Source organism: Citrobacter portucalensis (assembly GCF_023374935.1).
Lineage (GTDB): Bacteria > Pseudomonadota > Gammaproteobacteria > Enterobacterales > Enterobacteriaceae > Citrobacter > Citrobacter portucalensis.
On sequence record NZ_CP092466.1, the window covers coordinates 2,095,345 to 2,117,235 of the forward strand.

The 21,891-nt window shown below is 45.0% G+C and carries 26 protein-coding genes and 1 pseudogene; 23 read left to right on the forward strand and 4 right to left on the reverse strand.

Translation table 11 applies throughout. From position 1 onward, the window contains the following. Nucleotides 1–54 precede the first annotated feature (54 nt). The 16 genes from LY264_RS10130 to LY264_RS10205 all read left to right on the forward strand — a co-directional run bounded on the left by LY264_RS10130 (nucleotide 55) and on the right by LY264_RS10205 (nucleotide 13,908). Nucleotides 55–1,407, forward strand: a complete 1,353-nt coding sequence (locus tag LY264_RS10130) for a phage portal protein (protein ID WP_171845957.1) — start codon at nucleotides 55–57, stop codon at nucleotides 1,405–1,407. Then, complete coding sequence (locus tag LY264_RS10135) at nucleotides 1,404–2,288, forward strand: phage gp6-like head-tail connector protein (protein ID WP_171845956.1); 885 nt, start codon at nucleotides 1,404–1,406, stop codon at nucleotides 2,286–2,288. The genes LY264_RS10130 and LY264_RS10135 overlap by 4 nt, the downstream gene beginning before the upstream one ends. Then, the gene (locus tag LY264_RS10140; protein ID WP_171845955.1) at nucleotides 2,285–2,611 is read left to right on the forward strand and encodes a head-tail connector protein; all 327 of its coding nucleotides are present in this window, start codon (nucleotides 2,285–2,287) and stop codon (nucleotides 2,609–2,611) included. The genes LY264_RS10135 and LY264_RS10140 overlap by 4 nt, the downstream gene beginning before the upstream one ends. Nucleotides 2,612–2,681: 70 nt before the next feature. Continuing rightward, nucleotides 2,682–2,876, forward strand: coding sequence for a hypothetical protein (locus tag LY264_RS10145; RefSeq protein ID WP_171845954.1), 195 nt, complete (start codon nucleotides 2,682–2,684; stop codon nucleotides 2,874–2,876). A gap of 2 nt (nucleotides 2,877–2,878) precedes the next feature. After that, nucleotides 2,879–3,211: a phage head closure protein gene (locus LY264_RS10150; RefSeq protein ID WP_099530398.1), complete on the forward strand. Its 333-nt coding sequence runs from the start codon at nucleotides 2,879–2,881 to the stop codon at nucleotides 3,209–3,211. Beyond that, complete coding sequence (locus LY264_RS10155; RefSeq protein ID WP_048231623.1) at nucleotides 3,204–3,689, forward strand: HK97-gp10 family putative phage morphogenesis protein; 486 nt, start codon at nucleotides 3,204–3,206, stop codon at nucleotides 3,687–3,689. The genes LY264_RS10150 and LY264_RS10155 overlap by 8 nt, the downstream gene beginning before the upstream one ends. Then, the gene (gp17, locus tag LY264_RS10160) at nucleotides 3,686–4,054 is read left to right on the forward strand and encodes a tail completion protein gp17 (protein WP_069891542.1); all 369 of its coding nucleotides are present in this window, start codon (nucleotides 3,686–3,688) and stop codon (nucleotides 4,052–4,054) included. Before LY264_RS10155 ends, gp17 begins: the two co-directional genes overlap by 4 nt. A 52-nt stretch (nucleotides 4,055–4,106) precedes the next feature. Next, nucleotides 4,107–4,604, forward strand: coding sequence for a phage tail tube protein (locus tag LY264_RS10165; protein ID WP_171845953.1), 498 nt, complete (start codon nucleotides 4,107–4,109; stop codon nucleotides 4,602–4,604). A gap of 52 nt (nucleotides 4,605–4,656) precedes the next feature. After that, on the forward strand, nucleotides 4,657–5,034 hold the full coding sequence (locus LY264_RS10170) for a phage tail assembly chaperone family protein, TAC (protein ID WP_042063953.1): 378 nt from the start codon (nucleotides 4,657–4,659) through the stop codon (nucleotides 5,032–5,034). 110 nt (nucleotides 5,035–5,144) lie between these two features. Next, the gene (locus tag LY264_RS10175; protein WP_003833939.1) at nucleotides 5,145–5,300 is read left to right on the forward strand and encodes a phage tail assembly protein T; all 156 of its coding nucleotides are present in this window, start codon (nucleotides 5,145–5,147) and stop codon (nucleotides 5,298–5,300) included. A 1-nt stretch (nucleotide 5,301) separates the two neighbouring features. Further along, entirely contained in the window at nucleotides 5,302–7,827 is a 2,526-nt protein-coding gene (locus tag LY264_RS10180; RefSeq protein ID WP_071692336.1) for a phage tail tape measure protein, read from the forward strand. Then, a complete protein-coding gene (locus tag LY264_RS10185; protein WP_071692335.1) occupies nucleotides 7,827–8,300 on the forward strand; it encodes a hypothetical protein in 474 nt (157 codons plus the stop codon). The genes LY264_RS10180 and LY264_RS10185 overlap by 1 nt, the downstream gene beginning before the upstream one ends. Further along, nucleotides 8,297–8,779 (forward strand): DUF1833 family protein, encoded by a 483-nt coding sequence (locus tag LY264_RS10190; RefSeq protein ID WP_071692373.1) that lies wholly within the window; start codon nucleotides 8,297–8,299, stop codon nucleotides 8,777–8,779. The genes LY264_RS10185 and LY264_RS10190 overlap by 4 nt, the downstream gene beginning before the upstream one ends. 9 nt (nucleotides 8,780–8,788) lie before the next feature. Further along, a complete protein-coding gene (locus LY264_RS10195; RefSeq protein ID WP_071692334.1) occupies nucleotides 8,789–9,169 on the forward strand; it encodes a nitrite transporter in 381 nt (126 codons plus the stop codon). Further along, the gene (locus LY264_RS10200) at nucleotides 9,166–11,883 is read left to right on the forward strand and encodes a host specificity factor TipJ family phage tail protein (RefSeq protein ID WP_071692333.1); all 2,718 of its coding nucleotides are present in this window, start codon (nucleotides 9,166–9,168) and stop codon (nucleotides 11,881–11,883) included. Before LY264_RS10195 ends, LY264_RS10200 begins: the two co-directional genes overlap by 4 nt. Nucleotides 11,884–11,934: 51 nt before the next feature. Continuing rightward, on the forward strand, nucleotides 11,935–13,908 hold the full coding sequence (locus LY264_RS10205) for a tail fiber/spike domain-containing protein (RefSeq protein WP_171845952.1): 1,974 nt from the start codon (nucleotides 11,935–11,937) through the stop codon (nucleotides 13,906–13,908). A 55-nt stretch (nucleotides 13,909–13,963) separates the two neighbouring features. Here the strand turns inward: LY264_RS10205 and LY264_RS10210 are convergent, their stop codons facing one another. Genes LY264_RS10210 through LY264_RS10220 form a run of 3 tightly spaced genes read right to left on the reverse strand, consistent with a single transcriptional unit; the run spans nucleotide 13,964 to nucleotide 17,054 of the window. Beyond that, on the reverse strand, nucleotides 13,964–15,775 hold the full coding sequence (locus tag LY264_RS10210; protein ID WP_131820859.1) for a hypothetical protein: 1,812 nt from the start codon (nucleotides 15,773–15,775) through the stop codon (nucleotides 13,964–13,966). Next, nucleotides 15,772–16,695, reverse strand: a complete 924-nt coding sequence (locus LY264_RS10215; RefSeq protein ID WP_048224256.1) for a glycosyltransferase family 2 protein — start codon at nucleotides 16,693–16,695, stop codon at nucleotides 15,772–15,774. Before LY264_RS10215 ends, LY264_RS10210 begins: the two co-directional genes overlap by 4 nt. Then, on the reverse strand, nucleotides 16,692–17,054 hold the full coding sequence (locus LY264_RS10220; protein WP_048224255.1) for a GtrA family protein: 363 nt from the start codon (nucleotides 17,052–17,054) through the stop codon (nucleotides 16,692–16,694). The genes LY264_RS10215 and LY264_RS10220 overlap by 4 nt, the downstream gene beginning before the upstream one ends. A gap of 110 nt (nucleotides 17,055–17,164) precedes the next feature. Here LY264_RS10220 and LY264_RS10225 point away from each other — a divergent pair, with 110 nt between their 5' ends. Together LY264_RS10225 and LY264_RS10230 are read left to right on the forward strand one after the other, a co-directional pair. Continuing rightward, nucleotides 17,165–17,404, forward strand: a complete 240-nt coding sequence (locus LY264_RS10225; protein WP_171845951.1) for a hypothetical protein — start codon at nucleotides 17,165–17,167, stop codon at nucleotides 17,402–17,404. A 56-nt stretch (nucleotides 17,405–17,460) separates the two neighbouring features. Further along, nucleotides 17,461–17,724: pseudogene (locus LY264_RS10230) on the forward strand (hypothetical protein). Nucleotides 17,725–18,037: 313 nt separating this feature from the next. On the opposite strand, the gene LY264_RS10235 reads toward LY264_RS10230, so the two are convergent. Next, nucleotides 18,038–18,382, reverse strand: a complete 345-nt coding sequence (locus tag LY264_RS10235; protein WP_048224249.1) for a hypothetical protein — start codon at nucleotides 18,380–18,382, stop codon at nucleotides 18,038–18,040. Nucleotides 18,383–18,586: 204 nt separating this feature from the next. On the opposite strand from LY264_RS10235, the gene LY264_RS10240 reads away from it, so the two are divergent. The 5 genes from LY264_RS10240 to LY264_RS10260 all read left to right on the forward strand — a co-directional run bounded on the left by LY264_RS10240 (nucleotide 18,587) and on the right by LY264_RS10260 (nucleotide 21,723). Next, the gene (locus LY264_RS10240) at nucleotides 18,587–19,276 is read left to right on the forward strand and encodes a hypothetical protein (protein ID WP_048224247.1); all 690 of its coding nucleotides are present in this window, start codon (nucleotides 18,587–18,589) and stop codon (nucleotides 19,274–19,276) included. A gap of 13 nt (nucleotides 19,277–19,289) precedes the next feature. Further along, nucleotides 19,290–19,760, forward strand: a complete 471-nt coding sequence (locus LY264_RS10245; protein ID WP_003833916.1) for an SRPBCC family protein — start codon at nucleotides 19,290–19,292, stop codon at nucleotides 19,758–19,760. Nucleotides 19,761–19,968: 208 nt separating this feature from the next. Then, nucleotides 19,969–21,111 (forward strand): transglutaminase-like domain-containing protein, encoded by a 1,143-nt coding sequence (locus tag LY264_RS10250; RefSeq protein WP_048224246.1) that lies wholly within the window; start codon nucleotides 19,969–19,971, stop codon nucleotides 21,109–21,111. After that, entirely contained in the window at nucleotides 21,089–21,445 is a 357-nt protein-coding gene (locus LY264_RS10255) for a membrane protein (protein ID WP_048224244.1), read from the forward strand. Before LY264_RS10250 ends, LY264_RS10255 begins: the two co-directional genes overlap by 23 nt. Beyond that, on the forward strand, nucleotides 21,442–21,723 hold the full coding sequence (locus LY264_RS10260; RefSeq protein ID WP_048224241.1) for a heavy-metal-associated domain-containing protein: 282 nt from the start codon (nucleotides 21,442–21,444) through the stop codon (nucleotides 21,721–21,723). The genes LY264_RS10255 and LY264_RS10260 overlap by 4 nt, the downstream gene beginning before the upstream one ends. Nucleotides 21,724–21,891 lie beyond the last annotated feature (168 nt).

The window sequence follows — 21,891 nt, forward strand, 5'->3', positions numbered from 1 at the left end:
TGGCAAAAAAGCTGGTGGACCGAAAAAGAAAAACGTTAACGCGGAGAATGGCTGATGTGGAATCCTTTTAGGCGTAAAGAGAAAGCACTACAGCAACCATCATCTCGCGGCTGGACTCCAATATTTTCCTTTGTCAGAGAATCTTTCGCTGGTGCATGGCAAAGAAACATGGAAATCAGGAATGAGACCGTACTTTCGTATTATGCGGTGTTCTCTTGCATTACGCTGATAGCCAGTGACATTTCAAAGATGTCGGCAGCAATTCAGGCAAAAGATTCTAACGGCATCTGGAAAGAAGTTTCGGATACTGAATTCGACACACTAATCAGTAAACCTAACCAGTTTCAGAACACAATTCAGTTTTTTGAAACGTGGATGAATTCAAAACTTTCTCGCGGAAATACCTACGTGATGAAGGTTAAAAACAATTCCGGGAAGATTACAGAACTTCGTATTCTTGATCCGGATAAAGTCACACCCTTAGTTGCTGATGATGGTTCTGTTTTTTACCAAATCAGCCCTGACCAGATTAGCGGTTTGCCGACACAAGTAACCGTTCCGGCGCGAGAAATAATTCATGATCGCTTTAACTGCCTATTTCATCCTTTGATCGGTATTTCTCCTATCTATGCATGTGGACTCGCAGCAATGCAGGGTAAGCACATCCAGGAAAGCTCTGCGTTCTTCTTTAAAAATGGCGGCAAACCAAGTGGCGTTATTACTATTCCTGGCTCTGTTGATGCTGACAAAGCCACAGAAATAAAAAAAGCATGGGATGCTGGTTACACAGGGGAAAATGCAGGAAAGACTGGACTGTTATCAGGTGGCGCAGAATACAAAGCGATCACCATGTCTGCGGTAGATGCGCAGACTGTTGAGCAGCAGAAACTTTCTGCAGAAATAGTTTGTTCTGCCTTCCATGTCCCGGCATATAAGGCTGGCGTTGGCGAAATCCCAAGTTCTGATAACGTTGAAGCACTTGAACAACAATATTACTCGCAGTGCCTTCAGGTACTGATTGAGTCTATCGAGTCACTCTTGAAAGAAACTTTCGAACTGGATGGCAAAAAGCGTGTTGAGCTTGATATCGGCGCGCTGTTACGAATGGACAGCGAACGCAGAATGAAAGCGCTGGGTGATGGAGTTAAAAACACCATCCTTACTCCAAACGAAGCTCGCAAAAGTGAAAATCTCCCTCCAGTTGAAGGCGGAGATTCACTCTTCCTGCAGCAGCAAAACTTCAGCTTGGCAGCTCTGGCAAGACGAGACGCATCTGAAGATCCGTTCAGCAAAGGACAGCAGCAGACACAACCATCACCAGAGCCAGTAGAAGAAAGTGGAAAGGCACTAAGCGAAACTGAACTTTTCGCGGCGAAAACAATGCTCAGAGGATTATTAACAAAATGAATGAACGTGAATTATCCCTGATAAAGGCGCTTGGTGAAGAGTTTGGAACAGCCATTCAAAAAATGGCAGATGACTTTCAGCAAGCGCTGGAGAAAACAGCCAGTAATCTGGAAAAGCAACTTGAAGAATTGAGGGGATCAATCCCTGAAGTTCAACCTGTAGAAATTCCTGATGTATCAAAAATGGTTGCAGACGCGGTGAGTGCTATTGAATTGCCGAAAGCACCAGAACTACCCGACTTTAGCCAGATCATCGCTGAAGCAGCTAAAAGTGCGGTGAACCAGTCTTTAGAATCACTTCCCAAGCCTAAGGATGGTAAAAGCGTCACGGTTGATGATCTGCGTCCCCTTGTCGAAGAGGTAGTTAATGCGTTAATTCCTGAGCCTGTAGATGTTGAAAAGCTCGCTCAGGATTTGTTGTCAAAGATTCCTGTTCCTGAACCGGGTTCCAATGGTCGTGACGCTCTTGCAATAGAGCTTGAACCATTCATCGATGAGAAAAAAAACTATCCACGCGGTACCTATGCGACTCACAAAGGCGGACTTTGGCGCTCCCATGAAAAGACGCACGGCATGCGGGGCTGGGAATGTATTGTTGACGGTGTGTCTGGCATTGATATCAAACAAGATAACCAGCGAACCTTCTCAATTTCTCTCGAAAGAGCAAGCGGAACTGTTGAAGTTAAGTCCTTTGACATCCCGGTAACTATCTATCGCGATGTATTCAAATCTGGTACCGAATATCAACCTGGCGATACGGTCACATGGGGTGGTTGTATGTGGCATTGCAACGAGAAAACATGCGACAAGCCTGGTGAGACAGGATCGAAAGGATGGACGCTTGCTGTTAAGAAAGGGCGAGATCTGAGGGATAAGCCATGATTGAACTGGTTACGCTCGAAGAGGCTAAGTTGCATCTCCGTATTGACGACGATTACGGAGATTCAGACCTTACCTTAAAAATTCAGGGCGGCAGCGCAGCAATACTTTCCTACATTCAGGGAAGTCGCTCGTTAGTCGTGGATGATTCAGGGAAACTAATTGATGGTGAGGCGCTTACTCGCGTTCAGACGGCCCTGCTGGTTCTTCTTGGCTATCTTGACCGTAACCGCGGCGGCGAAGAAGAAGAAAAGTTGAAACAGGGGGAACTTCCATTTTCTGTTTCAATGCTGATTTACGACCTCCGTAAGCCGACAATTATTTAAGGGGCAGGTATGGCATGCGCAGGATGCGCCAGACGGCGCGAGTGGATTAAAAAGTGGACGAGGATTGCCTATGAACGAGCAGCAGGTAAACGAACTAACGGCGGCATTGAAAGCGCTGGCAACGTCTCAACTGAAACAGGCAGAAGCGATAAACCGTCTGGCTCAGGCTGATGAAACACTGATATCTCTGATTGCAAAAACGCTCGTTGATGAAATTGACGATGAGTTTCCACCGCAAACCTATCTTGATGGCAAGCCGAGGTAATTGTGGAATTTGCAAAACTGCGCCACCGCGTCACCATTCAGCGGAGAACCGCTATCCAGTCACCTACTACTGGTGCAATGGAATACACCTGGAATGACCTTGCAGATGTGTGGGGTAGCGTGGTTGCCTCTTCGGTCAGGGATTTCATTACAGCCCAGGCATCAAACGTAAAAGTAACGGCCAGAATCACTATCCGATACCGGGAAGATATCCAGGAGAAAGACCGTATTCTTTTCCGTGGCAAAATCTACAGCATTGAGGGGATTCTTCCTGACCCTGATAGTGGACTTGAATATCTCACGCTTCCGTGCTCAGAGGGGGTAAAGGATGGCTGACAGCATTGAGTTTAAGCTTGAAGGTGTAGATTCACTGCTTGGTAAGTTAGAAGCCATTACCACGGAAACCAAGCGCAAAACAGGGCGCTCCGCACTGAGGAAGGCGGGAAACGTTATCGTAACTCAGATAAAGAGAAACGCAGAGCGGCTCGACGATCCTCACACCGCACGTAGCATTGCTGATAACGCTGCGTTGCGCTGGAATGGTCGTATGTTTAAACAAACCGGTGATCTTGCCTTCAGGATAGGCATTCTTCAGGGAGCCGTATTAAAAAAGCATCCAAGCACTGCGAAAGATGCACCCACTCCTCACTGGCGTCTTCTTGAGTTTGGCACTGAAAAGATGGCAGCAAAACCGCTCGTTCGTGCTGCTGCAAATTCCAGGCTGATAGAGGTTTTCAACACCTTCTCTGTTAACTACGAAGCGGGGATTGACCGAGCTATCAAACGAGCGCAGAAGAAAGGAGAAACGGCATGATTGCTCCTATTTTTCCTGTTTGCGCGTCGAGTCCTGAAGTCACAGCCTTACTCGGAAGCAATCCGGTAAGAATTTACCCTTTCGGCATTCAGGACGATAACGTTGTTTATCCATACGCCGTCTGGCAAAACCTCCCAGGAGGAGGTCCGGAAAACTATCTTAATCAGCGCCCAGATGCTGACAAGTTCTCATTGCAGGTTGATGTATATGCTGATACCGCCGATGAGGCAATGCTTGCAGCTCAGGCAATTATTTATGCTATTGAGTTGAAGGCAAATATTGTCAGATACGGACCTCAGGATAGAGATGAGTCCACCCTTAAGTACCGATATTCATTCGACGTTGACTGGATAGTCAATCGATAACAAACCTTCCACAACCGGCCTTGAGCCGGTTTTTTTATACCCGGAGATAATTATGTCAGTAGTGACTCAAGGCACTCAGATGTACGTTCTGAATAACGGTGTGGTCAGTGAAGTTGAATGTATTACTTCATTCTCACCAGGTAGTAGCCCGGCAGATCAGATTGAGGATACCTGCCTGAGCGAAACTAATACACGCTCCTACAAAAAAGGGTTACGCACTCCTGGTCAGGCCACAGTTGCACTTAACGCGGACCCCGCAAACGCCAGCCATGTAATGCTTAGCAACCTTGCTGAATCAAGCGACCAGACAAACCTGACTTTTGCTATCGGCTGGGCTGATGGAACGGATGAACCAATGGTAGCAACTTCTGGTGATCCAGATGCAGTTGATGGTCTGTCTCTGCCGGATACACGTACCTGGTATGTATTCCAGGGCTATGTTTCAGATTTCCCGTTCGACTTCCAGGCCAATACGGTAGTTCAGACTTCCGCGACTATTCAGCGTTCCGGCCAGGGCGTATGGGTTCCTAAAGCACAGCCAACCAGCTAAACGTCATAATCTGCCAACTCGCGGGGGCAACCCCGCAATGAGAGAGTAATAAATGAAACTGAATATGGATTCGTTAAAACAGGCAGGGGCGTTCACTGGTCGTCCTGTTGAGAAGGAAATAACCTGGAAGCAGGGAGATAAAGAGATCACAGCTACCGTTTATATCAGGCCAATGGGCTATCACGATGCGGTATCAAATGTTCTTTCAGCAGTGGGTAAGATTGATGGTGTTGCAGGGCGTATCGCTGCATCAATCTGTGATGAAAATGGCGCTCCTGTTTTCACTGTCGCCGATATCACTGGCGAAGCAGATCCTGAGCGCGGCGCACTTGATGGTGCTCTTACCGTTGCTCTGCTTGTCGCTATTCAGCAGGTTAACGACCTGGGAAAGGCGAACTCAGCGCAGAAGACGAATTCTGGTGTGAATTAGTTCTCAACGGGATAGGCGGTCGCACCATTGCTGAAGCAAAAGAACGCGTTAGTGTTACAGAGTATCGCGACTGGGTTCTTTACCGTCAAAAGTACGGAAGCCTTAACGGAATGATGCGTACCGAGTGGGCCGCTGGCCTTATTTCTTCTGTGCTGGCTAACGTCAACCGTGGAAAAGATTCCCCCTCCTTCAAAGTAACAGACTTCACACCACACATTAACGAGCCTTCCATTTCACTGGAGCAGGCTATGCAGGAGTGGACATAGCATGGCTGGTAAATCCCTCGGAACGCTGACCATTGACCTGGTAGCTAAGGTTGGTGGATTTGTATCTGGTCTAAGCCAGGCTGAACGAGCATCACAAAAATGGCGAAAACAGGTTCAGGCTGATGCAAAAGCGGCTGCAGTAGCATTTACTGGTTTTGCTACCGCAGCAAGTGCGGCAGCTATCGGTGTCGGCGTCGCCGGTTACAACCTGCTAAAAACAACGTCAAAGCAGATTACCGAAACAGACCGTTGGGCTAAGTCGCTCAATATGTCTACGCAGTCTTTGCTTGCCTGGCAGTATGCAGCTGAAAAAGCTGGCGTATCCGGTGACCAGATGGCCGATATCTTCAAGGATATTGGCGATAAAATTGGTGATGCTGTACTGAATAAATCTGGGGAAGCGGTTGATGCTCTAAATGCACTCGGATTATCGGCTAAAAAATTAGCCGGAGAATCGCCAGATAAGCAATTGCTGGCTATCAGCAATGCGCTCGGAAAGATTAAAACAAACGCTGAAAAGACCACAATCCTTGAAAGTCTTGGCAACGACCTTTCAAAGCTTCTCCCATTACTTGATCAGGGAGGAGAAAAACTTCGCCAGTATATGGATGCGGCAAAACAGTTTGGCGTTGCCCCTGACGATGCTGATATCGAAAAGTTGGTGAAAGTAAACTCCCTGTTTGAGGACATGGAGACGCAGGTAAACGGCGTAAAAATTGAGATTGCAACCGGCCTTGCCAATGTTGACCTGTCAGGATTACAGAACGCGATCACTGACATGGGGGATGTATTCAAAGATCCTCAGGTTATTCAGGGTTTGACAGACCTGGTTGGTGGTGTTGTTGACCTCGCGACCTGGCTTGTTAAAGTTGGTGCTGAAGCAGGGAAGCTAATTGACTTGTACAAAGGCGGTAAGGCTGTAGGTGACAACGCATCTGTAACTGATATAGAGCGCCGCCTCAACAATCTTAAAGCTGATGTAGAAGATCAGGGATTCCTTGCCAGCTTTAACCGAATCGGTATGGACGTTGACGGGAAAAAAGCTGAAATAGCGCAATTAGAACGCCGACTCTCCATCATGAAAGCCGGTAATAATCTTCCTCTCGCCCAGGCCACTATAGCTGCCCCATCTTCATCCAGAAATAACTATTCCTTAGGTACTGGAGAAACAAACGGTAAATCGTCTCCAGATGCCGGGGCCAAGAAACTGGAATCAGCGTTTAAATCTCTGGAAATGAGCTATCAGCGCCAGATAGCGCTAATTGACACAACTGGCAAAAAGAATCAGCAGGTAACCGAGCTTGAGAAGCTGCGTTTTGATTTCACTTCTGGGAAATTAACAGGAATTAATGCAGCTCAGAAAGAACGACTTGAGCAACTTGCTACTGAGATAGACCGTCTCAACTCACTCAAAAAAGCCAACGAAGAAAATCTTAAGCTTGTTGAGTTCACAGCTAATTTACGCAAACAAAATCAGAATGAACAGGCAAGTAATGATTCTGATTTTATCGGCGCAGGTATGGGAGACAAGACTCGCCAGCGCATGAAGGAATTGCTGGATATCCAGCGTAGTTTTCTCGACAGGCAGCAAGATCTACAGAAACAGTACCAAAGTGGTGATATAAGCAAATCGCTTTATGACCAGGAAACGGCAGCGTTACAGCAGGCGCTTGATGACCGTCTTGATATTCAGGAGGACTACTACAAAAAGTCTGATGCTCAGATGGGCGACTGGCAAAGCGGGATAATGGACGCGTTGAATGATTATGCTGATAAATCAGCTGATTATTACCAGACTGCTGCAGATGCGATGACCTCTATTCTTGGTGGGGCAACCTCAGTTATTTCTGACAACCTTAATGATCTTGTGCACGGTGCAGAAGATTTAGGTGATTTCTTCAGTAATATTTTCTCTGGCCTTGGTGAAACAATAATTAAAACCCTTTCTGATATGGCGGCACAATGGCTGGTATATCAGGCAGTGCAATTGCTGGTAGGTAAATCCACTCAGGCAAGCGCAGCGGCATCAATGCTGGCAAACGCACAGGCATCATCCTTGCAGGCTCAGATCGCCGCTTATGCATCTACTGCTGCAATTCCTATCGTTGGTCCCGCTCTTGCCCCTGCTGCTATGGCAACGGCGGCGGCAGTGACTGCTCCGCTTGTCGCTGCAGTTGGTACTTCTGCCCTTGCAGGTATGGCGCACGATGGTATCGACAGCGTTCCTGAAACCGGGACGTGGCTCCTGCAGAAAGGTGAGCGAGTCGTTACATCACAGACATCGGCCAAGCTTGATGAAACACTCGACAGGGTAAATCAGCAGTCTACTCAGGGGGCCAGTTTCTCACCTGTTATAAACATGAATGTGAACGGTGACCCTTCCGACACTCAGATTGCCATGATGAAACAAGCAACCACAGAAGGGGCAAAGCTTGGTTATCAACAGGCAGCCAGTGACCTGGCAAGCGGAAAGGGAAGCATCTCAAAAGCGATGATGCGATGGAACACTAACAGGAGAACTGGTTAATGGCTAAAACTACCAGCATTAACTATCCGAATGATTACCTGCCGATTCCGTTACAGGAAGGGTTCGGGTTAAAGCCTGTTAGCCCATTACTGAGAACAGAACTTACATCTGGCAGGGCAAGGCAGCGCCGCCTGTACACTTCAACGCCAACTCAGGCCTCAGTGGCATGGTTGTTTACAGATCCGGAGGCTCAACTGTTTGAGGCGTGGTTCAGGGACACCATCAAAGATGGGGCTAACTGGTTCAACATGCCTCTTCGCTCACCTCTTGGCATTATCGACATGTACGTTTGCCGGTTCGTCGATATTTATGAAGGGCCGACCATTGAGGGTGGTAATTACTGGCGATATACAGCCACCCTTGAATTATGGGAACGACCAGTTCTTGCACCTGGTTGGGCTGATTTCCCGGATTACATTATCAACAGCAGCATTATTGATATTGCGCTCAACAGGGAGTGGCCCAGACCGTGACAATTCTGAATCGTCTTTACGCCTCATCTGGTGAAGAGGTGATTATCGAAACACTCCAGATAAACATCGGTAGTGAAGTTTATTATTTATGTAAGGGGTTCGATGATATTACCGCGACCACAGAAAATGGTGATGTTTTGACATTCCAGGCTGCGGCTATTGATATTGCTCTTCCTGCCAGGAATAGTGATGGAACTCAGGACTTACAGTTTGCTATCGATAACATTGATGGAGTTACTTCAACAGCGATTCGTAACGCGCTGGATAATCTCTCAGAGGCATCTTTAACCTATCGTAACTACGTTTCTACTGACCTCAGTGCACCTGCTTCTGTTCCATACACTCTGGCTATTAAGAGCGGTTCATGGACGTCTACACAGGCGCAAATAACGGCTGGCTATATGAACGTACTCGATACTGCATGGCCTCGCCACCGTTACACCCTTCCGTACTACCCTGGCCTCCGTTACATGAGTTAAGGAGAAACTATGTTCAATCCTGACAAATACCTTTCTGTTGTATGGCAGAAGGGGGGGCGCGTTTACCCTGATCTTGACTGTTTTGGCATCGTCAATGAAGTACGGAAAGACCTTGGATTACCTCTCTGGCCAGATTTTTCAGGGGTAACTAAAGATGACGGTGGTCTTGACCGAGAGGCTGTCAAACTGATGCGATCACTTGAGGAGTGCGAGCCCTGTGTTGGTGCCGGAGTTGCATGTTATTCCGGTTCAACCGTCACTCACGTTGGTGTCGTGGTTGATATAAATGGTCAACTTCATGTAGCTGAATGCAATCCGGGGATTAATGTGACATTTCTCCCTGTTGTGCGTTTTAAACGTCGCTTTGTCAAAGTGGAGTTCTGGAAGTGACAATCAGAATTTATCCCTCTCGCTTGCCTGGTAAACCGCTTGAAACGCATGAACACAGTGCCATCACAATTCACCAATGGCTGATTAAAAAAGTAGAAGGCTATAAGCCTGATATGAAGCAACCGATCACAATTGATGTTGATGGAAAAAATATTCCACCTCAGGCGTGGTTTGAGTTTGCTATCAAATCAGACAGTGATGTCAGAATTTATCCTGTCCCTTATGGCGCTGTAGCTCTTGCATGGATTGCCGTTGCTGTGTCAGTTGCATCCGTCGCGTATGCTCTTTTCTTTGCTCCTGGGGTTGGTGATCTTGGCGGTTATTCATCAGGAACAGGAAATCCTCTTGATGTAAATCCTGCTAAAGCGAACAACGCAAAATTAGGCGATCCGATACGCGAGTTATTTGGTCGTAGCCGTATTTATCCAGACTATGCAGTGCAGCCTGTAACAAGGTTCTCAGTTGATGATCCCACTGTAATGACAGTTGAAATGTTCGTTGTTATGGGGAGAGGGCGTTTTTCATTTGGGGATGGTGATATTCGAGTAGGGTCAACTCCAATTGCCTCTCTTGGTGATGGGTTTAAATACACAGTGTATCAACCTGGGCAAAACGTTAGCGGAGACCAACGTTCCGAAAACTGGTTCAATTCCACAGAGGTCGGGGGAACTGCGTCTGGTTCTGGTCTTGATATGGCGCAAACCGCGCCAGACACGGAAGATGTCGTTGCCAATTCTCTAACAGTTTCCGGACCAACAATAACATTTAATGGGCTGAGCACGGATGATGGAGATGAAACAACAAATGACCTTCCGGATACATGGACAGTTGGTGCTATTGTTGAGTTAATTGTTCCTGATTCCTATGTGGTAACCAATGATGGCGCTTATAGCAGGATTACCAGTGATACGCTTGAGGAAATAGCTCCTTATGTTGGGATGCCTGTAACGCTATGGTACAACAGCATTGATTACCAACTATTTATTGCTGATTTTATACCTCACTCTGAGCCAGTCGGCGAAGATGTGATCACCGCATCAATAACACTCTCTTACGATAGCGCTACCGGGACTCCGTTCACCGGGATTCCTGAAGGTTATGTCAGGCTATCTGTTTCCCACTCCGGAAGCGAATATAAGATTTTTGATATAGATGGTAGCTCTGTAACTCTAGAGCGGGTTATTGATGGCAGCGTGGATCCGTCATGGCCTGGATTTTCACCGCGTACAGTTCTTGATTTTGAAGCCAACGGTTTAAATGAGAACGATAATTGGATGGGACCTTTTCTGGCATGCCCCGAAAATGAAGTTGTTGATATGTTCGAAGTAAACTTCTTCTTCCCAAACGGTATCTGTGGGTATAACAAAAAAGGGAACAAGCAAAATCGTGAGGTGAAGTGGGAGATTCAGTTTCGGCCATATAGTTCAGGGGCCGGGTGGATAAGCAAAACAGGGGCGTACAATCTCCAGAATATCAACGGACTGGGATTCACCGAACGAATTACGCTGGATGCGCCTGCGCTGGTAGAGGTAAGAGCTCGCCGCACGAACGAGCAGGGGCAGGATAACAGCCGAGATAACATGTACTGGCAGTCATTGCGAGGGCGTTTGTTGTCTCGGCCGATATCGTATTCTGGCGTCACCACAATGGCGGTTACGGTGGAAACGGGCGGTAAACTGGCAGCGCAATCAGATCGCCGCGTAAACATTGTGGCCACACGAGTTTATGATTCTGGTGTGTCAAGGAGCATTTCTGGGGCTCTGTATCATATAGGTAATGAGTTGGGGTTAGCGATGGACCGTGAGGCTATTGACTCATTAGAAACTACTTACTGGACCCCTGGCAGTGAATTCTTTGATTATGCCACTACGGATTCTGTTTCTGCGCTGGAGATGCTTCAGAAGGTGACAAATGCAGGAAAAAGCTACTTCCTTCTTACCGATGGTCTGGCTTCTGTAGCAAGGGAAGGTGTGAAAACATGGACGGGAATAATCAGCCCACAGGAGATGACTGATCCGCTTCAGACGGCTTTCGTTGCTCCGTCAGCAGATGACTATGATGGTGTTGATGTGACATATATCAACGGCACTACATGGGCTGAGGAAACAGTACAGTGCAGAACCCCTGGCAATCCTACTCCTGTAAAAATTGAGGACTATACGCTGGATGGCGTTCTTGATCAGGACCGTGCTTACCAGATAGGAATGCGTCGATTGATGAAGTATAGGCAGCAGCGCCTGACTCATACCACTACAACGGAAATGGATGCTCTCTGCTACAACGTTGGAGACAGGATAGTATTAACGGATGATATTCCTGGTAGCAAAACAATAAGCACGTTGATTGAGGACATAAGTACAAGTGGTGGCGTAACGACTATTACCGTATCAGAACCTCTTGACTTAACATTCAACAACCCACGAGTATTGATTCGCTACCAGGATGGTTCCGCGTCGGGTTTGTTGCCTGTCACTACGGTCAGTGAGTATGAAGTATCGGTGTCTGAACAGGACGATTTCAATAACATCATACTAAATGATCCATCCATCGAACCTCCACGCCTGATATTCTGTGAGTCATCCCGAGTTGGGTATAGTGCGTTAATTTCAGAGATAGCACCTCAATCTGACGGAACGTGTCAGGTCACAGCCAAAGAATATCGCGATTCCTTCTATCAATACGACAATGCTTCCTACCCCGGCAATGTAGCTTAATCAAACATCAACATTACCCGCTTCGTCTGAATTTAATTTTATGAGGCTCATATGACGACTTATAACACCGGCAATCCGCTGGGGTCTGCTGCTGCAAAAGATTTGTACGATAATGCTCAGAACTTAGATCACTTGTCTAATGATCAATCAAATGAGTTATGGCCTGATCGTTTTGGTAATCCGCGCCTGACTTGGCATGGTATGGAGATACGTTATCAAGAAAAACTGTCGTCAATGGGATGGACATTGATTGACTCATTTCAGGATGGAGCAAATTTAACAAGGGCTGATGAAGCACTTCGCTGGAATATTCCTGAAGGAAATGGTGAATATTACCGTTGGGATGGAGAATTTCCTAAAGCTGTTCCTGCTGGCTCAACTCCTGCGTCTACTGGTGGTACTGGTCCTGGCGCATGGTTAAGCGTTGGAGACGCGACATTAAGAAACGATTTATTAAGTGGAGGGAAGTCAACTCTGGTAGGATTTGGAGATAAAACAGTTGATTATCAGCTAAATATGATTTCTACTCAGCAAGCTGATACAAATCCATTTGTTCCATCTGGTAACTTTGGTGATAATTTACCACTTGATTCATCTCTTCAGGTATTTAAATATAATGATGAATATTACTCATACAAAGGACCAATTGCACCAGGCGCGATAGTACCATCTAACCCATCTTCAGATTCAAACTGGAAAAAAGAACCTGTTTCAGATTACATTGAAAATTATGGTGGTGGAGTTCACACAGAGGATCAGACCCCTGCAATTCTGAAGGCAATTTCAGCAGGAGTTAGGCGAATAATATTTCCTAAAGGTGAGTTACGGATGTCGCAATTTGATATCCCTGAATATACGCAAGGGCTCACTTTTGAAGGGCAAGGTGCTAATCAGGCGTACACCGGAACAACAGTAATCAAGCCGTTAAGTGATAATCAAAACTGCTTATTTAATTCTGGTGTAAATAAGCACGGACAGGATTCTATAAAATTTAAAAACATTCAATTTGACGGAGAATGGCGTTGCAATCATGCAATATTGCATGAGTCTGGAGCTGGTTGGTACTATGAAAAACTGACAGGTAAAAATTTCAATACATGGGTTATCTACGATGATCAGGGTTTGACTGTAATGCGTGACGTTTATACCGAAGCAACCAGTTCAGATCTGACGAAAAGAGCTACAGGTGGATGTATCCGTATATACTCAGATTCTGTAATGGATACCGTAAACTGTTATGGAGGAAGTGTTCCACTATGGCTTGCTGCTGGAGGAAACCGAATTACTAATATCTGGGCAAATGGTGGTTATGATGTTGGCGCAATACGTTTGATGCCAAAGAACGAAAGTACTAACCATATCAATACCGCTATGAGCAACATCTATATTGGAGAAAGCACAAATACATCTTCAACTGCAATTCCAGTTCTTGACATACGTGGTAATTCAATTCGTCGAGTATCTGGTGTTCAGGTTTCAAATGCCCATTTTGTGCATGCTGACTTGACTCTCAATACAAACGTGGTGATGATTCGAGCAGATAAATTGGATGGATTTGTAATGTCATCTTTTGATGTTCTTGGGCGAGGCGAGTACAGCTCTGCAAGCAGTCGTACATATAATTTCTTAAATGCGACAGATTCTACCAGCATGGCCTTTTCTGCTGGCAGCGTAAGAGGAATTAATAATAACCCAATAGTTTTATCCTCCGGGTCTAGGTTAGCCATTGATGCCGTTGAATTCGATGGGTGGAGTACGAACTCTGATTCAGGTATAGAGAATAAAGCTGCTATACGTTCATCTGGTACTGGAACAAGGTGCTGCATTGGTAGCTCATGTGCTTTCAATGCTTCGCAAGCAGATGCTTACGCTGTGTATGCAGGGGATGAATTTTCAGTTGATATTTCTATTCTTAATCTCAACTACCCTAGTAGCAATATAATCAGTCCTGCAAATGCAAATTACAGTTACATGCATAAAAGGCCTGGCGGTAAAATAACATTAGTCAACACGTTTACAGGTTAAATAATAGCCTATACCCCACCCACATTTATATGGAGGTGGGGTAATAAAAATATTACTATTTTGTTTTTTTTACATATATATTATCAATGCTAATATCGTACCTTTGACTAAGAAACGTCCTCACCTCAAAGTTTGTATTGTCATCAGTATCATTTATTGAAAAATTACCTCTAATATTTATAATAGGACTTTTTGAGCTGAATTTATTTAAATTAAGAATGTTTTTGCCGTTTTTATTTGCCACATCAATATAACCATTCACATCTTCCATTTTATTATTTCTAATGGTTACTACGTATTCGTAATCTCCTTCGTAAGCTTTTGCAAATGGACCAAAACTAAAGTTTCCGCCAGAAAAACCATTCCCTGGATAAATTATATTACCATCCTTTTTGTAATTTGCGTAGCTAAGGAGCGCACCACTAAAAATTGATGTATCACCTATATTTTTTAAAGAGTTTATTATTATTGGTTTATCATAAAACAAAACCTTATAATTACCACATTGTCCAACATGTGACGGATTGCCGTTTAAATTTATTAATGCATCATACCTAATAGACTGACTGTCAGTGTCATTTATTATTGCAAAATAAGCGTTATTGCGATATTGCATCTCAGATGTTATCCATCTGTAGGCATTCATATTTGGGTCAACTTGTGATATTGATAATGTATCATCGTATGCCATTAGTCTTTTCGAATCCCAGTAACCAGAAATCCCATTGCGAACATTAGTTGACTTAATGTTTTGTATCAAACATTGCTGATCTGCACCTATAAAACTAACATACCCAAGAGACATAGAAATGGAAATCATAATTAAAGGTGATATGCATGTTATATATTTGAATTTCACAAATAACAGAGCAACCCATGATGATATAATAATCATTAAAAAGAATGATATCGCGTAATATCTATCAGCCTGAGGCAATGAATCCTGAGATGACAAAATAAACAAAGCAGATAAAAATGAATATATATAGTAAAGTGAAATTATTAAAGTATTGTCATAATTCTTTTTGATTATGCGGTTAATTGAATAAATTACAGATGCACACAATGATATTATCAATAATTGACCATACCATGTCCCTGCAAATATGGTTGCAGCATCATTTAAGTTTTTTGTAATAACTGATGCGTTAAAAGAATAGCCGTACATGTTAGAATTAATAAACAGATACTTTGTTGAATACATCCCTAATAACGATGCAACAAAGCAAAAGATAGAAGATCGTAAATATGTGTCATCTCTTTTAAATATTAATATAGTTATTGCTATACCAGTTATTGGCAATGAAAACCATATTACATACATATTATCAGAATAAGAGCTTATAAAAGCTAAGATACATAATATAATGCATTTATTTGGTTTCTTTCCCTTGGCTCCATACAGTAACCCTACTGAAACCAAGCATGACATTAATACTCCGAAGTGGAACAGTGGGGTTAGAATTATAGAGTAAGTGCCATAATAGTATGACATCAACGTAGCCAATAATACCGCCAAGGAAGCCAATTCAGAAGAATTTATACTTGGGAATAGTCTATTTAGCATGTATTTTATTGAAATATAAAATAAAGCTAATTGTAATATGATGTATATAAGTGGTATATAGAACACATTACCAAAACCAAGTATGAAAGAAAAAAAGTATAACAGAAGATCTGGAAACACATAAGGTGATGGAGATGGGTACCAATCAAAAATATTAGAATTACCAGTTAATATAGATTTAAATAATGAGAAGGCATATATTGAATCAGCGTTAGTTATAACATTATAAGAAAATTTACCACTTAAATATGTAGCTATAACAAAAATAATTGTAAATAAATTTATTATTTTTACTCTCACTTTTTATTACCTCCTTTTAATAAATATCTCGGCCTTTTTTTAGTTTCAATGTAAATCCTACCAATATATTCACCAAGAACTCCAATTCCGATAAGTTGCACCCCTCCAAGAAATAGTATTGAGACAAGTAACGACGGGTATCCACGAACTGCGTTACCGAATGCGAGAGTATCTAATATCATCCATGCTCCATACATGAATGATAACCCTGCAACAACTAATCCAATATAAGTCCAAATGCGAAGTGGTAATGTGGAAAAACTGGTGATACCTTCTAAAGCCAGATTCCATAGTTTCCAGCCATTAAATTTTGAGTCACCGGCAACACGTTCAGCTCTTGCATACTCAACAACATCAGTTTTCCCGCCAACCCATGACAAAACGCCCTTCATAAAGAGATTCCGCTCAGGAAGCAATTTAATGTTTTCAACAACTTCTTGAGACATCAGGCGAAAATCACCCACGTTCTCTTCGATTTTTGGGTTGCTAATCTTGTTGTGTAGCTTATAGAACCACTCAGCCGATTTGCGCTTTAGCCTTCCATCGGTAGATCGGTCTATTCTCTTAGCCAGAACCATATCAGCGCCATCCTGCCACTTTTCAATGAGGTGAGGGATGACATCGATAGGGTCTTGCAGATCAACATCGATTGGAATGACCGCTTCACCGGTTGCATTATCAAGCCCTGCAAACAGGGCTGGTTCTTTACCAAAGTTACGGGTGAACGACAGAGGTACTACCAATTTATCAGATACAGCGAGTGCATTGATGATTGCTTCTGTTGAATCGCTGCTTCCGTCGTTGATGAAGATTATTTCAACTTCGTGATCTTTTAGGCCTTCAAACTCGCGTACCGTTTTATAAAAAATAGGTATCGTGGCCTCTTCGTTAAAGACCGGAACGACTAAAGAAATTTTCATTTCGCATCCCTAAAGACAATGAATTTTGAATAGATAAAACCGCATATCAGACTGATTGCAGAGAATACGATTAGCGTGACGATGGGTGCCATTCCTGATTTATCAGCAGCCCAGCCAACAATTGCGCTCAGTGTTCCCATAAAGCCAACATATAGCATGTAGCGCATAGTTGTTGTTGATGCCTTGAAGGTGAATTTTGCATTAGCAAAGAAACTGAACGACACAGCTACAACGAATCCTGCAAAGTTACCGATAGCCTGCCCCGTATGAAGTGCGTATATGCAAATGGCGAACACTACCCAGTGAATGAGTGTGTTGATAACACCTATTGATGTGTACCTGGCGAATAGCTTTAACATTATAAAAATCAGTGAATTCTTAGAGGTCGGAAGTTTAGCATCAGATGAACGCTTGATCGACCATAACATTTTATTGTACTGTATATATATACAGCAAAAGGGGGTTAATCATGCCACGTAACAAAGATATACATACTGCATTTGTTGAGGCAATAAAACTTAATCCGAAGGGTTATCGTTACCTGAGCACAGATAGCTTCATTGAGAAGTTGCAGGAGTTCAACTGGCACTTTACACGGGCCGATGCCAACTCCTGGATAGAGCGATATCAACCAGATTTCATGGACAAGACAACTGACGGAACCGACAATCACTACTGGATACTGCGAAACATGGGGATTGTTCACTGATGGCATTTCCTTCACCGGCGATAGACTAGGTTGAAAGAAGTCTATGCCCGACAGTTATCTGTCGGGTGGGGGATGATAGCCACATTCTTGAAACGGACATAGGTTTTGCAGTAATCGAACCAGTGAGTAAAAAGAGACAAGGTGACGTGCTTCTGATCCTATGTGATGGCCATACACAGTTTGCAAAACTTATGGGGAGGGCGCTTATCTCCGATGATGGTTAAGCGATAGAAGGTTCTGCACTGGAAGAGATTGAAGTTTTGGGAAGAGTGACATTCTTTATCAATCGAGTGAAAGATGATGGTTGCCTGGCAATTTAGAGATTTATACGTGCATATTTTTTCTAAAAAACTTTCGCCATTGTGGCTTTTTGATAATCATAAGCAGTTGATTATCCTGATATAAAATTGAGGAATTAATGGCGAAAAATAAGCGTATGTATCTGATAATTATAGATAACACGCGTGATTTAAAATCCCTCGGCGTTCGCGCTGTGTGGGTTCAAGTCCCACTCCGGGTACCATGGGAAAAAAAAGAATAATCAAAGCAATAAGCAGTGTCGTGAAACCACCTCCGGGTGGTTTTTTTGTGCCTGTTTTTTACAAGTCATAGAACTCACTATTACTAATCAATCTAACGCCGAATCGGCGCGTTCAACATAAAGCCCCCTCGGGCAGGGTTGTTGATAAACCCATCGTGGGCGGGATTATAGTTGTGGTCCTGGAAACCATTCATCAGGATGGAATCGCCAAAGCCATCCTGTATCACCAAATGTCTGTGGATTCGGTTTTGCGACCTGAGCGTGAACACAAAATCTTCCGTCCCACCAATGATGATCACGCCATTACCGGCTCGGAGTGCTGCGCTTAACTCTTGCTCTCTGACGGCCTGGCTTTGTAACGCGCTGGCTGTGGCAGACGATGACGCCAGCAGCAGTAATATGAGAACGGCGCATGAAAATACCGATGGCAGTTTCATGATTAATACCTATAAAAAGCATGGCTATTAAAGTATAGCTTTATGTTGTCATCTTAACTGAAAAGAAAACCAATAATTTAAACCTGCTATCCATACTGTGTTTAAAAGTCCGGAAGAGTAGTGCCGCGCAGTTAAGAACTATAATAAAAACAGCCAACAGGTGATTACTTCTTTTTGCTGGCAGTGCTGGTTCAGGGGGCTGCTATGAGCATTTCATCTTTTCCGATAGTTATGTTCGCAGCATTGCTCACCCTTAGTAGTGCAGCATATTCGGTGGAAAAAAAGGATATCTTTTCGCAGAATGCCAGGGCTACGGATCCCATCGCATTTTCTCAACAGTCATTTAATAACCTGACGTCTTATCAGGTCATGATGCGCTCCTCGTCGCCATCCGATGAAAGCAAAATTATTCGCTATAGCTTTCAAAAGTCTGGGTACGTGCGGATGGATTTTACCCAACCGCATTCAGGTGCGGTGCTTATTTTTAATCCTGTCAGCGGTAAAGTGACGTTATGGCCATTTGGTGTGGGTTCGTTGCCCATTTTGCACCTGTCGCCTACTAATTCATTGATCCAGGATGAGCGCGGTCATCGGGTGAATCGTTCTGATATCGGCGTGTTGTTGGGCAATATTCGTCATCTGCAACGCGAAGGGACAACAACCATAGTTGGTAATGAAAACCTTGCAGGACGGGCGACGACGCACGTATCTGTGGTTGGGCCTGGAACAATGGCGGTTGATGGTGTTCACCGCTATGACGTCTGGCTGGATAATTATCACGGACTCCCTGCCAAAGTGATCAGCTATGCGCCAGGTGGGCAGCGATTAGAAACCGTGCTTCTGGATGCTATGGTCATTAACATCCGTTTTCCCGCCAATTTCTTCTCGCCTTGAGGGAGTCTGTATTATGGCTAACTATCGGTTTTCCACCGTCTGGCGGGTTGAAGCTTCAATTCAGGAGGTATGGGATGTTTTTTCTCATCCCGATCAGTGGCCAGAATGGTGGGAAAGTCTGGAACGCATCGTTGAGATTAAAAAAGGTGATATACAGGGCATTGGGGCGCTGCATCGTTATACCTGGAAAGGAGCGCTTCCTTATCGCTTAACCTTTGATATCAACGTGTTGAATATTCTGCCCTGCTCGCTGCTTGAGGGGCAAGCCAGCGGGGCGGTTGAAGGGCGAGGCGTGTGGTCTTTTTCTGCCAGTGGCGCAGAAACTATCGTCAGATATGACTGGAATGTGCGTACCACGATCCGCTGGATGAATTACCTGGCTCCGCTGGCGGCACCCGTTTTTCGCTGGAATCACGATATGGTTATGCGCGAAGGGGCAAGAGGGTTAGCCCGCAAACTGGCAACGAATGTCTATATTTTCTGAACTCGCCCTCACGGCTGTACTTTTTGCCTGTCTATGGCTTACTATCTGTCGCGCAGTTTCTTATTTCATTCACAGTTAACAGGTCTGTTATTGATGAATAACCTCCATCGGCTCACCTTTTTATGTCAGCGTCTGTCTGCTGTGATGATCGCATACGGTTTTTACCTTCTTAGCCGTAGCTCAACTCTTACAACATGGACAGACAGCAATGCAACGTCGACAATTTCTCAAAAATAGCGTTCTCCTTTCCGCCGCCGGTTTAGTCGGTCCTGCGGTTATTAGCCAGACGGCTCACGCCGCTGAGCCATCCGTTGCACCAGTCGCGCGTCGGCGCTTTGTGTTATCCCAGACGTATAAACTTAACCCTCCTAAGGGGTCGAACGGCGTGGTAAAACTGTGGATCCCGCTTCCGGTAGATACCGCGTTTCAACAAATGACGGCGCTTACCTTTAGCGGAAACTACAAGCATGCGTACGTTACCACTAATAATACTTATGGCGCGAAAACGCTGTTCGCCACCTGGCCTGACTCGCAGGGCGAATTGTTGATTAAGGTTGATATCGACATTGAAACCGCCGACTGGGAGCCGCTGAAGCAGGACGCGCTGAAAACCTGGCAAGCGCCGGAGCAGATTATTTATCCGCTTGATGTAAAACCGTACCTGCTACCGACGACACATACCCCAGTTGATGGGCTGGTTCTGGAAACCGCGCGTAAAATTACCGGTAATGAGCAGGATCCGCTGAAAAAAGCACGCCTGATTTACGAGTGGGTGAGTAGCCATATGGAGCGCGATAATGACGTTATTGGCTGCGGCACGGGGGATGTGGCGGAGATCTTAAAAAGCGGTAAGCTCAAAGGAAAATGCACCGACATGAGCTCCGTTTTTGTGGCTCTGGCGCGGGCCAGCGGTATTCCGGCACGCGAACTGTTTGGCATCCGTCTGGGCAAAGCCAATAAGCTCGAACGTTACTCGAAAAGCGCTTTTGGCAAAGCAGACAGTGCAGGCGTCGCCGATGTGAGCGGCGGACAACATTGCCGCGCCGAATTCTATCTGGCCGGTTACGGCTGGTTACCGTGCGATCCTGCTGATGTGACCAAAATGCGTCTGGCAGAGAAAAAGTCGCATCAGGACGCCGATGTCCAGGCGGTAAACACTTACCTGTTTGGTAACTGGGAAATGAACTGGGTTGGATTTAACTACGGGCGTGATTTCGAGCTGTATCCAGCAACGGAACAGGGCGCGATGAACAACTTTGGCTATCCTTACGCTGAAGTCGATGGTGACCCGATCAATTTCTATGATCCTAAAGCGTTCTCCTACAGCTATGTCGCCACAGAACAACGCTAAAGGGGCGGGGCTCACCCTGTTGACGGCCGCTGCGGCTGCTGTCACCGCGGGCTTATGCTGCGTTGGACCGCTGCTCTATCTGTTGTTTGGTATTTCGGCGGCGAGCTTTGCTGTTTTCACCCAGTTTGAGTTTTTGCGAATTCCCCTGATGCTGGTGTCATTGGGCTTATTACTGCGCGTCTTCTGGCGGCTCTATTTTTCCAGGCGGCTGTGGTGCTCCGGATGGTTAACGTTGAAGCAAGCGCGCGTTCTCTACTGGTGCGCGCTGGCGTTTATTTTGCCGGTGCTATTTTATCCAACGCTCGTTGCCTGGTTTTATGAGGTATTTGAATGAAAATCTTCACATTAGTTGCATGCTTGTTGCTGCCGCTGTGGGCTCAGGCGGCCAATCAAAAAGTGGTGTTGGATATACAAAATATGACCTGCTCGCTGTGCGTTATTTCGGTCAATCAGGCTCTACGTGAAACCGACGGTGTGATTAAAGCAAAATCCTCCCTAAAAACCCGACAAGCAGAAGCGATTGTGCCAGAAGGTTTCCTAACCGATACTTTACTTAACGCGGTAGCGAAAACGGGCTATACCGCAACGCTCAACCGTATTGAACAACAGTAAACCACCTTCGGGTGGTTTTATTGTGTTTTCCCGGTATGATGCCCGGCGGCTTAGTGTTCTCTTTTGTGCGTTAACTTCCGGAATTCCCCTCGTTTCCTGTTAACCTGAACAGGCGGCAGCTATATGCCGCATATGCCCATTTTTATCTGTTATCCCTCCAGCCATGTA